General features: G+C 41.5%; 8 protein-coding genes. All 8 read left to right on the top strand.

Annotation, left to right across the window (positions count from 1 at the left end):
* Positions 1-167: 167 nt before the first annotated feature.
* Positions 168-7,517 (top strand): family 43 glycosylhydrolase, encoded by a 7,350-nt coding sequence (locus BM097_RS07755; protein ID WP_090547727.1) that lies wholly within the window; start codon positions 168-170, stop codon positions 7,515-7,517.
* A gap of 71 nt (positions 7,518-7,588) precedes the next feature.
* Positions 7,589-8,146: a YqeG family HAD IIIA-type phosphatase gene (locus tag BM097_RS07750; RefSeq protein ID WP_090547724.1), complete on the top strand. Its 558-nt coding sequence runs from the start codon at positions 7,589-7,591 to the stop codon at positions 8,144-8,146.
* A 48-nt stretch (positions 8,147-8,194) separates the two neighbouring features.
* Positions 8,195-8,641, top strand: a complete 447-nt coding sequence (rpiB, locus tag BM097_RS07745; protein ID WP_090547722.1) for a ribose 5-phosphate isomerase B — start codon at positions 8,195-8,197, stop codon at positions 8,639-8,641.
* A 95-nt stretch (positions 8,642-8,736) separates the two neighbouring features.
* Positions 8,737-10,131, top strand: coding sequence for a trigger factor (gene tig / locus BM097_RS07740; RefSeq protein WP_090547719.1), 1,395 nt, complete (start codon positions 8,737-8,739; stop codon positions 10,129-10,131).
* 156 nt (positions 10,132-10,287) lie between these two features.
* On the top strand, positions 10,288-10,872 hold the full coding sequence (gene clpP, locus BM097_RS07735) for an ATP-dependent Clp endopeptidase proteolytic subunit ClpP (RefSeq protein WP_090547716.1): 585 nt from the start codon (positions 10,288-10,290) through the stop codon (positions 10,870-10,872).
* A gap of 54 nt (positions 10,873-10,926) precedes the next feature.
* Entirely contained in the window at positions 10,927-12,210 is a 1,284-nt protein-coding gene (clpX, locus tag BM097_RS07730) for an ATP-dependent Clp protease ATP-binding subunit ClpX (RefSeq protein ID WP_090547714.1), read from the top strand.
* Positions 12,210-12,830 carry a ribosome biogenesis GTP-binding protein YihA/YsxC gene (yihA, locus tag BM097_RS07725; protein WP_090547711.1) on the top strand — a complete coding sequence of 207 codons (621 nt, stop codon included), beginning with the start codon at positions 12,210-12,212 and terminating at the stop codon, positions 12,828-12,830. The genes clpX and yihA overlap by 1 nt, the downstream gene beginning before the upstream one ends.
* A complete protein-coding gene (locus BM097_RS07720; RefSeq protein ID WP_090547709.1) occupies positions 12,830-13,813 on the top strand; it encodes a metal ABC transporter substrate-binding protein in 984 nt (327 codons plus the stop codon). The genes yihA and BM097_RS07720 overlap by 1 nt, the downstream gene beginning before the upstream one ends.

Raw genomic sequence — 13,813 nt, 5'->3', positions numbered from 1 at the left:
GGAATTTACTAATATTTTAGTAAAACAGTATTTTGTCAAGGGGTAAAAATTTACGATAATGTGTGGAAAAAGTGTGAAGAAATTCTATTTACTTATAATTTCAGAAAACCTATCATGAAAAATAGTAGGAGAATATATCTTCAATTTTAGGAAAATGGAGGAATGGTATGAAAGGGGTTAAAGGGAAAATAGTGTCGGTGGCACTATGTTCTGCAATGGCATTTACTACCGTTGGAAATGATATTTCCATGATAGCTAATGCTGAAGGGGTAATGCAGGACGAAGATGTGCTACTGGAAGATGCTGAAAAAGAATCTGAAGACCTTGAGGAAGAAGTGTCTGAAGAGGAAACCACCGAGGAAGCGGATGAAGAAGCTGGTGAAGAAGGCGAAGAATTCGCTGAGGAACAGGATTCCACAGAGGCAGAATCAGAAGAGCTTGTGGAACAAGAAGCCAAAGAGAAGGATCTGCTAAAGGATTCTGATGAGGATGAAAAGGAAGTAAAGCTTATAGCGTCTTTTGATTTTGATGATGAAGACACTGGATTTTCAGGGGCTGGAGCAAAGGCCGTTAATCATGGAGTTACAGTTGCAGATACTGATTTAATCAAGAATGTAGCTCATTTTGATGGAAAGGATGATTATCTTTCTGTAGAAAAGGAAGATGGTGGAAGCCTCCTTTCAGGTGAGGAAGAGTTCACCATTTCTTATCTGCGCCAGATAGATGGGGGTACAGGCTGGACATTCTATGCTGCGCCAAACACTGACAGACAAACATATAGATCAGAAAAGTACATTGGCGTGCTTGATTCAGGCTCTAGCAAATTAGTTGAAAGATATAATTCTGATGATCAGGACAGACCATCTCAGCTCACCGCAAAGGGCGGTACCAAAAAGTGGGAGATGGTTACAGTTGTAGTAGGAAAGAATGGAACATCAGTATTTGTAAATGGGGATAATATCGGCTCAAAGGCTGATTATACTCATGATATTGATGTTAAAAAGCTTTTGGGAGATTCAAGCATTCTACAGATTGGTAAGGCCAATTGGAATTCAGGGGAATTTTTCGAAGGATATATTGATGATTACAACATTTACAGCGGAGCCATGACCTCAGAGCAGGTCAAGGAGCTTTATGAGCTTAAGAAGGACAAGCTTGTAGAGAAGGTTGAGGTGATTGATGATGCGCTTCAGGCAGATTTTGATGCACTTGAGATATTCAACGCCTCAGACATCCGTGGCAACATATCACTTCCTAGCGAAGGTAAGTACGGTTCGAAGATTAAATGGAAATCTGACAACACAGATGTAATCACTGACAAGGCTTCATCAAATGATGGATATGCTGACACACCAGCGGGTGTTGTAAAGCGTGGCACATCTGATGAAAAGGTTAAACTTACTGCTACATTAAGCTTCGATGGAGAGGAAAAGACAAAGGAATTTGAGGTTACAGTAAAGGCTTTGAAGAAGCAGGAAAAGACTACAGATTATCTTTTTGCTTACTTTACAGGCAACACAGTTACTGGTGAAAACATCTATTTTGCTACATCGCAGGATGGCTTTAATTATGACGAGTTAAATGGCGGGGACTATGTGCTTACATCTGAAAAAGGTGAGAAGGGTTTGAGAGACCCATATATCATGCGCAGTCATGAAGGCGACAAGTTCTACATGATAGCAACAGACCTTAGCATCGGAAGAAACGGTGACTGGGGAAGAGCACAGAATTCCGGCAGCCAGGCTATTATGGTATGGGAATCAACAGATTTAATAAACTGGAGCAAGCAGAGAATGGTAACAATTACAGACAGTATTGATGCTGGATGTACATGGGCTCCAGAGGCTTACTATGATGAAATCACTGGTGAGTATGTAGTTTTCTGGGCATCAAAGATTGCTGATGACAACTACAGCTTGCAGAGAATTTACTACAGCAAAACAAGAGACTTTAACACATTTACAAAGCCACAGGTATGGATTGATAGAAAGACAGCATCTACTATTGATACAACAATAATTGCTGGAAATGATGGATATCTTTACAGAATTTCAAAGAATGAGGGCAACGCAACACTTGAGGATGGCACAAAGGTTACAGGCTCTACAGTTTACATGGAGCGTGCTAAGAGCTTGTTTGGAACCTGGTCAAAGGTTGAGTCTCCATCCTTAGAAAAAATCGGTGGAGTTGAGGGCCCTACATCCTTCAAGCTAAATTCAGATGATGCTGATGAGGATACCTGGTGTGTACTTCTTGACCACTTTGGAGGAAAGGGCTATGCGCCAGTTGTAACTACAGACCTTGCAAAGGGCGAGTTCGAGGTACCATCAAAATACAGCCTTCCAAAGGCACCAAGACATGGTACTGTTTTGAACATCACATCAGATGAATACAAAGCACTTGTAGACCATTACGGAATCAAGGAGCCTGAAGAGGACCCTACAGAAATCAAGGTTCCAGATGATGTTCTTTACTTCATCGATTCAGGCGCAGATTCAAGCTCTAAGTATGATGAAATCAACAAGAAGCATAAGCTTTTAAATGAAGCTCCAGACCAAATCTATGAAGAGGGCACATGGGGTATCGTAAACGAAGGCGAAACAAACGATGGCAGATACAATTCCGATGCAGATGATGTTTATTCAGATGGCTGGTGGGCAAGAGGCGGCAAGAACTGCGAATACATCGTACCTCTTGCAAATGGCGAATACAAAGCAACTGCTATCTACAATGAATGGTGGAGCGTAACAAGACCTATGAAATTCTATGTTACCTACACAAACGATGAAGGTAAGCAGGTTAAAACAGAAGCAAAGAAGGTTACTGTTTCAGGAAGCACTCCAAGAACAATGGTAACTTTAAGCTTTAAGGTGGAGGATGTTGCAAAATCTACAGAGGTTCATTTCATCACAGAAAAGGATGGAAGCTCAGACCCAGTTATTTCAGGTCTTATGATTTCAGGAACAGCTCAGCCTGAAAGCACAAAAGAGGTAGATTACGATACAACTATCAAGCTTACACCATCTACCAACACCAGATTCAACGACACAGATGGAGACAGCTTTGGTGAGTTCCAGGGCTGGGGCACATCACTTTGCTGGTGGGCAAACAAACTTGGATATAGCGAGAAGCTTACCAAGGAGGCTGCAAAGGCATTCTTCAGCGATGAGGGACTTAACCTTAACATCGGCAGATACAACGTAGGTGGCGGCGATGATCCAGATGAAAAGAATCATCCTAGCCATATCATCCGCTCTGATTCAGGTGTTCCTGGATATTGTGTGGATGTAACAAAGATGGATTTGGACAAGCATAACCTTAGCTACTACAAAGAGAAATTCGACAGAGCTGATAAGACTAGTGGATATGCATGGAATTACGATTGGTCAGCAGATCAAAATCAGCTGAATATTTTGATTGCAGCTGCAAAGGCATCAGGAGATGATTTCATTGCAGAGGCCTTCTCTAATTCACCACCATATTTCATGACAGTCAGCGGATGTTCTTCAGGAAATACCGATGCAAACAAGGACAACCTGAGAGAGGATTGTGTAGAGGCATTTGCTTGCTACATGGCAGATGTAATCGAGCACATTAATAATGAAGAAAACGGTGTGAAGTTCCAGAGCACAACACCTATGAATGAGCCATACACCAACTATTGGCAGGCAAATTCAAACAAGCAGGAGGGCTGCCACTTCGACCTTGGTGAATCTCAGTCAAGAATCTTGGTTGCTCTTAACGATGAGCTTAAGAAGAAGGGAATCGATATCATTATCTCAGCATCTGACGAGACATCAATCGATACAGCAATCACTTCTTACAAGGCTTTATCAGATGAGGCAAAGGATGTTGTTACTCGTATCGACACACATACCTACAGCGGTTCTAAGAGATCAGAATTGGCAAAGACAGCAGCTGCAGGTAAGGAAAACCTTTGGATGTCAGAGGTGGACGGAGTATTCACTGGCGGACAAAGCGCAGGTGAAATGTCAGCAGCTATTGGTATGGGCGGAAGAATTGCCACAGATATCAAGGGCTTGGATTGCACAGCATGGATAATGTGGAATGCAGTAGATATGCATGTTGACAGCTCTAAAGCAGGTCAGGCTTGGGTAAAGAAGGGCTCTGACAACGATTACCTTTCAGCTTCTGATATGGAAAAGGCTTGGAAGTCCAGAACAGCAAATGGTTATTGGGGCGTTGCAGCTGCAGACCATGACAACGAAAAGCTGATTCTTTCAAAGAAATATTACGGCTTTGGTCAGTACACCAGATACATCAGACCAGGCATGACAATCATCGGTGCCAACGGCAGCACACTTGCAGCTTACGACCCTAAGGAAGACAAGCTGGTAGTAGTTGCTATCAATTCAAACAAGAATGATAAGATGGCAAAGATTGATATATCAGGTTTTGATACTCTTACAAAGCAGACAAAGGTTACTGCAATTAGAACCAGCGGAAGTCTTGCTGATGGGGAAAACTGGGCAGATGTTTCTAACGAGGATTCAATCACAGTAAGCAGTGAGGATGCAGCAGTTTACGCAAATCTTCTTGCTAATTCAATCACTACCTATATCATCGAGGGTGTTCATTACTCTGGAAAGGGCAGTGGTGAAGCTGGTGAGGATAAGCCAGTTATTGACCGCGACATGTCTAAGCTTGAGGAAATTGAGCTTACGAAGGATATGCTTTCTGGTTCTGCACCTTGGAACAATGATAAGAATGCAGATGTAGATAAAACAATTGATGGAAACCTAAGCACATTCTTCGATGGATTAGAGGGTGGATATCTTACAGTTGATTTAGGTGAAGCAACTGAAATCAAAGCCTTCTCATTTGCTCCTAGAAAGGGCTATACATCAAGAATGCTTGGTGGCGCCTTCTATGGCTCTGTTGATGGCGAAAAGTATGTAATGCTTCACGAGATATCTTCGACAGAGGCACCAGAGGCAGATGTACTTACTACAGTATTTGCAGAGGAATTCGAAAAAACTGGCGGAAAGTACAGATACTTCAAATACGAGCCAGCAGACGGACAGTGCGCTAATATCGCAGAAATCAAACTTTACAGAGCAAAGACGGAAAAAGAAATTACAATCTATTCATCATTCAGTGGTGTGAATGGGGCAGTGTACACTGATACAAATGGTAATGTAATCCAGGCGCACGGCGGACAAATCCAAAAGCTCACAATTGATGGAGTTACAAAATACTACTGGATAGGCGAGGATAAGACTAACGATTACAGACCTTGCCCAGGTGTGCACATGTACAGTTCAACAGACCTATACAACTGGGATGATGAGGGACTTGTGCTTCGCACCATGACTTCTGAAAGTGATTTCGACAACGAATATTTCAAGGCGCTTTATGGTGGTAGAAATAACGGTGAGCTTTCAGAGGAGCAAAAGAAGATTTACACAGATTTGTGGGCAGGAAGTTCAAATTCAGGCTGTGTAATCGAGCGTCCAAAGATGCTCTACAATGACAAGACGGGTAAGTATGTATTGTTCTTCCACGCAGATGGAAACAGCCCATATTCATCTGACTCATCATCTAACTATGCCAAGGCAAAGCTTGGTATTGCAGTGGCTGATTCGGTGAACGGACCATACAAGCTTCTTGGCACATATCTGCTTCATACAAACACAGGCTATGATAGTAGCTGGGATAATGAAAACGGCCATGTTCGAGATATGAACGTTTTCAAGGATGATGATGGAACAGCTTATGTAATCTACTCATCAGATGGAAATGCAAATATGTACATTGCAAAGCTTAATGACAGCTACACAGGTCTTGCAATGAGCGGAGTAGATGAAAATGGCAAGCCTGTAGGCGTAGAAGGAACAGATTATACTGTAAACTTTGTAGGCGCAAGCCGTGAAGCTCCTGCACCATTTAAGAGAAATGGTAAATATTACCTTATCACTTCTGGTTGCACAGGCTGGGCTCCAAACGCTGCTCAGTATGCAGTGGCAGATTCAATGCTAGGCAAATGGACGGTAAAGGGAAATCCTTGCCCAGCTGATGAAGAAAAAACAACCTACAGTACACAAAGCACCTGCGTGGTAGATTTGGGTAACGACAGATTCATGTACATGGGAGACCGTTGGGCAAATCCTGACAAGGGATATCTCCTTCGTGATTCAAGATATGTATGGCTTCCAATCCAGTTCAATTCAAATGGTGAAATTGCAATTTACAACTTTAAGGATTGGGATTTATCATCTTTCCAAACCTTAAAGCCACAGAAAATGGTTACAGATTTACCAACTTTAGTTTCAAGCGTAAAGGAATTAAAGGAAAAGCTTCCAACTGAGATTGAATATCAGTATGAGGGAGAGGATGGTACAGTAAAGATACCTGTGACATGGAATTCAGTACAGGCTGATGATAACGCCATCGGCAATATCGAAGTGAAGGGGACTCTTGAAAACGGCAGAACTGTCATATTTATAGCTACTGTTGTAAATGAAAAAACAATCTACTTCTTCGACTGTGGTTCTACTAATGCTGATGATCAGGTGATTGACAATGGCTACTTTAGAGAAGTTAGGTATATGAAGGATTCACCACTTCGAAATGAGGTAACTGATCAGGCTTACACAGCTGATAATCATGCAGGATATACAGGAAACCTTACAGATGACCTTGGTGTAAAGTATGCTTCAGATGATATCTGGGGACATGGCTTCTGGGCAAGAAATAACAAGAATATCGATTACAGATTTGACTTAGAGGCTGGCAAATATACTGTTAACTTAGGTTTATCAGAATGGTGGAATACAACAAGACCACTTAAAATCACTGTTTCGACAGAGGATGGCGAGATTGCTACAAAGGATTTCACACTTAAATCTAGTGATACAGAAAATCAGCAGATAGTTGAGTTTGCTCTTGAAAAGGCAGCAAGCGTTACCGTATCACTTTCAAAGACTGGAAATCCTGATGGAGTTCTTAGCTGGATAGCAGTTGTCAAGAACGACCTTGAGAAAAAGGCTGATGAGCCTGTTGTCCCAGCTCCAAGCAATCCTAGCACACCAAGTAATCCTAGCGCACCAAGCAATCCTGGAACATCTGGTAATTCGGGATCATCTGGTAATGCCAGCACATCTGCTGGACCTGCAGTAGCACCTGCACAGCAGACAACAACTATCGCAGATGTTGCGACACCACTTGCAGGCAAGGAAGTATCAGCTGAAAAGCCAAAGGATACTAGGGCTGTCAAAGCAACACAGTCTGCAAAGACTGAGAAGCAGGAGCCAGTAGAGGCTGAAGAGGAGACTAATGATGAGCCTATTTCTGAGGTAGTAGAATCCTCTGAACAGGAAGCTACAGTAGATGCTAAAGAGGATGTTGAAACAATTGCCGATGAAGAAGTTCCAGAGGCTGTTGATGAACAGGAGAAATCATCAAAGACAGGCTTTATAATTGGAATTCTTGCAGCTATGGCAGCTGTCATGGCAGCAATCGGCGCAATTGTATTTTCAAGAAAAAGAAAGCTTTAAAATAATCTGAAAGAAAAGGACAAATAGGGGCATGGTTTTCATGCTCCTATTTTTGTGCTAAAATCGACTCTATGAGTAAAAGAAATTTATATCCAAAAGACTATGTAGATAGCACATACGCTATCGATTTTAAAAAATTATACGAGCAGGGCTACAGAGGTGTAATCTTTGATGTTGATAACACTCTGGTACCACACAATGCCCCAGCTGACGACAGAGCCAAGGCTCTTTTTAAGGAATTACACGAAATAGGTTTCCAGGCACTTCTTTTGTCTAATAACAAGGAACCTCGTGTAAAGACTTTTAAGGAGGCTGCCACATACTGCACCTATATTTACAAGGCTGGCAAGCCAGGCGTAGCTGGCTACAAAAAAGCCATGGCACAGATGGGCACAGACGAATCTAACACCATCTTCGTAGGCGACCAGATTCTCACAGATGTATGGGGTGCAAACCGTGCCGGCATCCGCTCAGTTATGGTAAAACCCGTACTAAAATGGAAGGAAGAGCCACAAATCATTCTAAAAAGATTCTTAGAGGCCATCATTCTGCTAGGCTATAAAATATATAAAATGACTCATAGCCTTTCTCTTGGAGAAAAGGTGCCCCTTAGGGCGGATGAGGTGTAGCAGACAGTAGAATGCAAATCTAAATAAAGTTAATGGAGGACATATAAAATGAAAATCGTAATTGCAAATGATCATGCAGCAACAGATTTAAAATTTGAGGTAAAGGAGTACATTGAGAGCCTTGGACACGAGGTAATAAATATCGGCACAGATTCACATGATAGCTGTCATTATCCTGAATATGGTAAGAAGGCTGCTGATATGGTTGCTTCTGGCGAAGTAGATTGTGGTGTACTTATCTGTGGAACAGGTGTAGGCATTTCACTTGCTGCAAACAAAGTAAAGGGAATTAGATGTGGAGTTTGCTCAGATACAGCAACAGCTCGCCTTATCAAGCAGCACAACAATGCCAACATGATTGCCTTTGGTGCAAGAATTGTTGGTTCAGAACTTGCAAAGGATATTGTTAAATCATTCCTTGAGGCCGAGTTTGAAGGCGGCGGAAGACATCAGCAGAGAATTGATATGATTTCAGCTATTGAAAATGAAATGTAGTTCTGCTATAATTTTTTGGTCTATGTGAGGTTATCACGTATATTATAGGGTAATTCCCTTACCTGATATAAGAATTAGAGGAGGAATATTAGTAAATGAACGTACAGGTAGAAAATCTTGAGAAGAACATGGCAAAGCTTACAGTCACAGTTGATGCAGCTGAGCTAGAAAAGGCTATTACAAAGGCATATAACAAGCAGAAGAACAGCATTTCTGTTCCTGGTTTTAGAAAGGGTAAGGTTCCTCAGCACATGATCGAGAAGATGTATGGTGCAGAGATTTTCTATGAGGACGCTGCTAATATCATTATGCAGGATACTTATCCAGAAGCTTATGAAGAGTCAAAGCTTGATATCGTATCACAGCCTAAGATTGACATTACACAGCTTGAAAAGGGCAAGGATTTCATCTACACAGCAGAAGTTGCTGTTAAGCCAGAAGTTAAGCTTGGTAAGTACAAGGGCGTTTCTGTAACAAAGATTGATTCAAAGGTTACAGCTACAGAAGTTAACAACACAATCAAGGCTGAGCTTGAGAGAGATGCTCGTATGGTTACAAAGACAGGCAAGGCTTCTAAGGGTGATACAGCTACTATCGATTTCGAAGGCTTCATTGACGGTGTTGCATTCGAAGGTGGTAAGGGTGAGAACTATGATCTTGAGCTTGGTTCAGGTTCATTCATTCCTGGTTTTGAAGATCAGCTTATCGGTCACAAGGCTGGTGAGGATGTTGATGTTGAGGTTTCATTCCCAGAGAACTATCAGGCGGAAGATCTTGCAGGTAAGCCAGCAGTATTCAAGTGCCACATCCACGAAGTAAAGGGTAAGGATGTTCCAAAGCTTGATGATGAGTATGTATCAGATCACACAGATTTTGAAACAGTAGATGAGTACAAGGCTTCTGTTAAGGAACGTCTTGAGAACAATAAGAAGGCAGAAGGCCGTCGTGCACAGGAAGACGAAGCAATCGCTAAGATCGTTGAGGATTCAGAGATGGAAATCCCAGACGCTATGCTTGATTACCAGGTAGAAAACATGATTAACGATTTCGCTAACAACATGGCACAGCAGGGTCTTTCACTTCAGCAGTACATGCAGTTCACAGGCATGACAATGGATGCTTTCCGTGATCAGGTTCGTCCAGACGCACTTAGCCGTACACAGTCTTCACTTGTACTTGAGGCTATTGCAAAGGCTGAGAAGATCGAAGCAACTGACGCTGATGTTGATGCTAAGCTTGAAGAGCTTTCTAAGCAGTACGGCATGGAACTTGAGCAAATCAAGAACCTTGTTGGCGAGAACGAGAAGGAGTCTATGAAGAAGGATATCGCTATCGAAAAGGCTATCGAGCTTATCATGGACAACGTTAAGGAAACAGCTAAGAAGAAGGCTACAAAGAAGGCTGATGATGCTGAAGCTACTGAAGCTGAAGAAAAGCCAGCAAAGAAGACTACAAAGAAGTCTACTAAGAAAGAGTCTACAGAAGAGTAATAAGTGTTAAGATTTTATTAACTTTTTGTAAAATCAGAGACAGAGACTCTCAAAATATATATAATAAATATCGAAGTCACACACTAGCCTGGGCTTATGCTCGGGCTTAGTGTCTATTTAAAACACACTAAATTTTTGCTACAGGAGGACATAATAATGGCAACAATTCCTTATGTCATTGAACAGAATTCTCGCGGCGAGCGTTCTTATGATATTTATTCTAGACTATTAAAGGATCGTATTATTTTCTTAGGTGAGGAGGTCAATGAAACTACTGCATCTCTTACAGTTGCGCAGCTTCTTTTCCTTGAATCAGAGGATCCTAGCAAGGACATTCATCTTTACATCAATAGCCCAGGTGGTAGCGTAACAGCTGGTATGGCTATTTATGATACTATGCAGTACATCAAATGCGATGTTTCTACTATCTGTATTGGTATGGCAGCATCAATGGGTGCTTTCCTTCTTGCAGGTGGTCAGAAGGGTAAGAGATTTGCACTTCCTAACTCAGAGGTTATGATTCATCAGCCACTTGGTGGAGCTAAGGGACAGGCAACAGAGATCGAAATCGCTGCAAAGAACATTTTAAAGACAAGAGAAAAGTTAAACCGTATGCTTGCTGAAAATACAGGTAAGCCATACGAGCAGGTATGCGCAGATACAGAGCGTGATCATTGGCTTGATGCTAAGGAAGCACTTGATTATGGTCTTATCGACGAAATTATTACAAAGAAAAATTAGTTAGTAGCCGATATATTATAGGGGACTATTAATTAGAGAGTTAATGAGGTAGATATGGCAAGAAACGATGATAAAATTCGTTGCTCTTTCTGCGGAAAGACACAAAATCAGGTTCGCAAGCTTATTGCAGGTCCTAATGGGGCATTTATCTGTGATGAGTGCGTTGATATCTGTCAGGAAATAATTGTTGAGGAGCTTGAAGACTTTGGCCCTACAGAGGAGAAGGATTCAATCGAAATCAATCTTCAGAAGCCAGAAGACATGAAGGCTTTCCTTGATGAATATGTTATTGGTCAGGATGAAGCAAAGAAGGTTTTATCTGTAGCAGTTTATAATCACTATAAGCGTATTATGGCTAATCCAGATGATATTGATGTTGAGCTTCAGAAGAGTAACGTTCTTATGCTTGGACCTACTGGTTCAGGTAAGACACTACTTGCACAGACACTTGCCAGAGTACTTGGTGTACCATTTGCCATTGCAGATGCTACAACACTTACAGAAGCAGGTTATGTTGGTGAGGATGTTGAAAACATCTTACTTAAGCTTATCCAGGCAGCTGATTTCGATATTAAAAAGGCAGAAATCGGTATTGTTTATATTGATGAGATAGATAAAATTACTAAGAAATCTGAGAACGTTTCAATTACACGTGATGTTTCAGGTGAGGGCGTTCAGCAGGCACTTCTTAAGATTATCGAGGGTACAGTTGCTAATGTTCCACCACAGGGTGGACGTAAGCATCCACAGCAGGAGACAATCGCTATCGATACAAAGAATATTCTTTTCATTTGCGGTGGTGCTTTTGAAGGCTTAGATAAAATCATTTCTCAGCGTACAGATGTTAGCCAGATTGGTTTTGGCGCTGATGTTAAGGATAAGAATAAACAGAAGGTAGATGATTTGCTTCAGCAGGTTCTTCCACAGGATTTCATCAAATTCGGTCTTATTCCTGAGTTTATTGGACGTGTGCCAATCAATGTATCTCTTAAGGAACTTACAGAGGACGATATGATTAGAATCCTTAGAGAGCCAAAGAATTCTCTTACAAAGCAGTACGAGGCACTCTTTAAGATGGATGGAGTTAAGCTTCATTTTGAAGATGATGCACTTCGTGAGATTGCTAAGAAATCTATCGAGAGAAAGACAGGAGCACGTGGTCTTCGCGCAATCGTTGAGAACGTTATGATGGATTATATGTACCATGTACCATCTGACGAGTCAATCACAGAGATTACAGTCACCAAGGAAATGGTTGATGACAATCTTCTTCTTATCGATAAGGATGCGGAAGGCAGTGTTGTTTCGATCGAGGACAAGAAGGAAAAGAGTGCGTAATGGTTATCAGATCGTGTAATCTTGAAACAGTATGTGGTCCTACATCTCAGTTACCTAAGAACGATCTTCCAGAGGTTGCATTCGCAGGTAAGTCGAATGTAGGTAAATCATCACTTATAAATGCGGTTATGAACCGCAAAGCTCTTGCAAGAGTATCAGCTCAGCCGGGCAAGACCCAGACAATAAATTTCTACAATATCAATGATGAAATTTATGTCGTGGATTTGCCGGGCTACGGCTTTGCCAAGGCTTCTGAAAAGGAGCGAGAGAGATGGGGCAAAATGATTGAAACATATCTGAATTCATCAGATATGATTAGAGCTGTATTTTTGCTTGTAGATATCAGACATGCTCCATCAGCCAATGATAAGCAGATGTTTGAGTGGATGGATTATGTTGGATATGATCCAATCGTCATTGCTACAAAGGCTGATAAAATCAAGAGAAGTCAGCTGGACAAGCAAATTAAAATCTTGCGAGAAGGTTTAGGCGCTACTAAAGAGACTATTATCGTTCCATTTTCGTCTCAAACAAAGCAGGGCCTTGATACAATCCAGGATTTTTTAGACCAGGTAATCGAAAACGAAGCTAGTTTGACTGATGTAGAGGATCTCGATTAATGAAAAATAAGTATTTATTTGTGCTGCTATTGCTTATATCAATTAGTGTTGTTAGCTTTTGCAGCACATTTTTTTATGTAAAACAGAATACAAAGGATGTTGCAGGAAATGACATGCTAGTTATGACCAGCTGCAATCCTATTTATCTTGCTACCACAGGTGTAGTAGGGGATATAGATGGTGTAATTGTGGAAAACTTGTCTCAGCCAACCACTGGATGTTTACATGACTACACTCTTACAACAGAGGATATGAAAAATCTGGCTTCTGCTGATGTACTTATTGTAAATGGTGGTGGCATGGAAGGCTATCTTGATGATGTAATTGCTGCCTATCCAAAGCTTAAGGTGATAGATACATTTGAGGCGGTAGAGGATACATATCCTGTTATCAGAAATTCAGAAGACGAACATGAAGAAGAGCATGAAGAGGAGCACACTCACGGCGAGGAGTCAGAGCATCATCATCATGACAGCGAGTTCAATAGTCATATCTGGATGAGTGAGGAAATCTTTTCTGGTCAGGTGCTTGCAATAGCAGATGGCCTGGCAGATATTGACGAGGCTCATTCTGAGGCTTTCAAGGCTAATGCCAATAGCTTTAACGAAGTTATGAATTCTCATATTGATAAGTGCGGGCTTGAGGATGCTTTGGCAGGAAAGCATGTTGCTGTGCTTCATGAGGCTTTTGCCTATGTGGCTCAATCTATTGGAGCTGAGGTTGTAGCTACCATGGATTTGGATGAGGAGCGTCAGGTTAGTGCAGGCGAAGTCAGCAATTTTATCGATATAATAAATGATAATGATGTAAAGGTAGTCTTTGCAGAATATGATTATGGCCATGCAATGGGTAAGCTTATTGAGGAGCAGACAGATGCCAAGGTGGTTTATCTTGAGACCTTAGTTCATGGCACATACGAAAACGACGATTATATAAATGTTCTAAATAAGAATTATTTAGCTATAAAAAACGCTGTAGAGTGA

This window comes from Pseudobutyrivibrio sp. OR37, assembly GCF_900113655.1.
Classification (GTDB): domain Bacteria; phylum Bacillota; class Clostridia; order Lachnospirales; family Lachnospiraceae; genus Pseudobutyrivibrio.
Note: the sequence above shows the minus strand (reverse complement) of the source record. Positions and strands in the feature narration are given on the sequence as shown.

Excerpts from the sequence above, each read along its gene's own strand:
- yihA (WP_090547711.1), top strand. The coding sequence starts at position 12,210 with ATGGTTATCAGATCGTGTAATCTTGAAACAGTATGTGGTCCTACATCT.
- rpiB (WP_090547722.1), top strand. The coding sequence starts at position 8,195 with ATGAAAATCGTAATTGCAAATGATCATGCAGCAACAGATTTAAAATTT.
- BM097_RS07750 (WP_090547724.1), top strand. The coding sequence starts at position 7,589 with ATGAGTAAAAGAAATTTATATCCAAAAGACTATGTAGATAGCACATAC.
- clpX (WP_090547714.1), top strand. The coding sequence starts at position 10,927 with ATGGCAAGAAACGATGATAAAATTCGTTGCTCTTTCTGCGGAAAGACA.
- tig (WP_090547719.1), top strand. The coding sequence starts at position 8,737 with ATGAACGTACAGGTAGAAAATCTTGAGAAGAACATGGCAAAGCTTACA.
- BM097_RS07720 (WP_090547709.1), top strand. The coding sequence starts at position 12,830 with ATGAAAAATAAGTATTTATTTGTGCTGCTATTGCTTATATCAATTAGT.
- BM097_RS07755 (WP_090547727.1), top strand. The coding sequence starts at position 168 with ATGAAAGGGGTTAAAGGGAAAATAGTGTCGGTGGCACTATGTTCTGCA.
- clpP (WP_090547716.1), top strand. The coding sequence starts at position 10,288 with ATGGCAACAATTCCTTATGTCATTGAACAGAATTCTCGCGGCGAGCGT.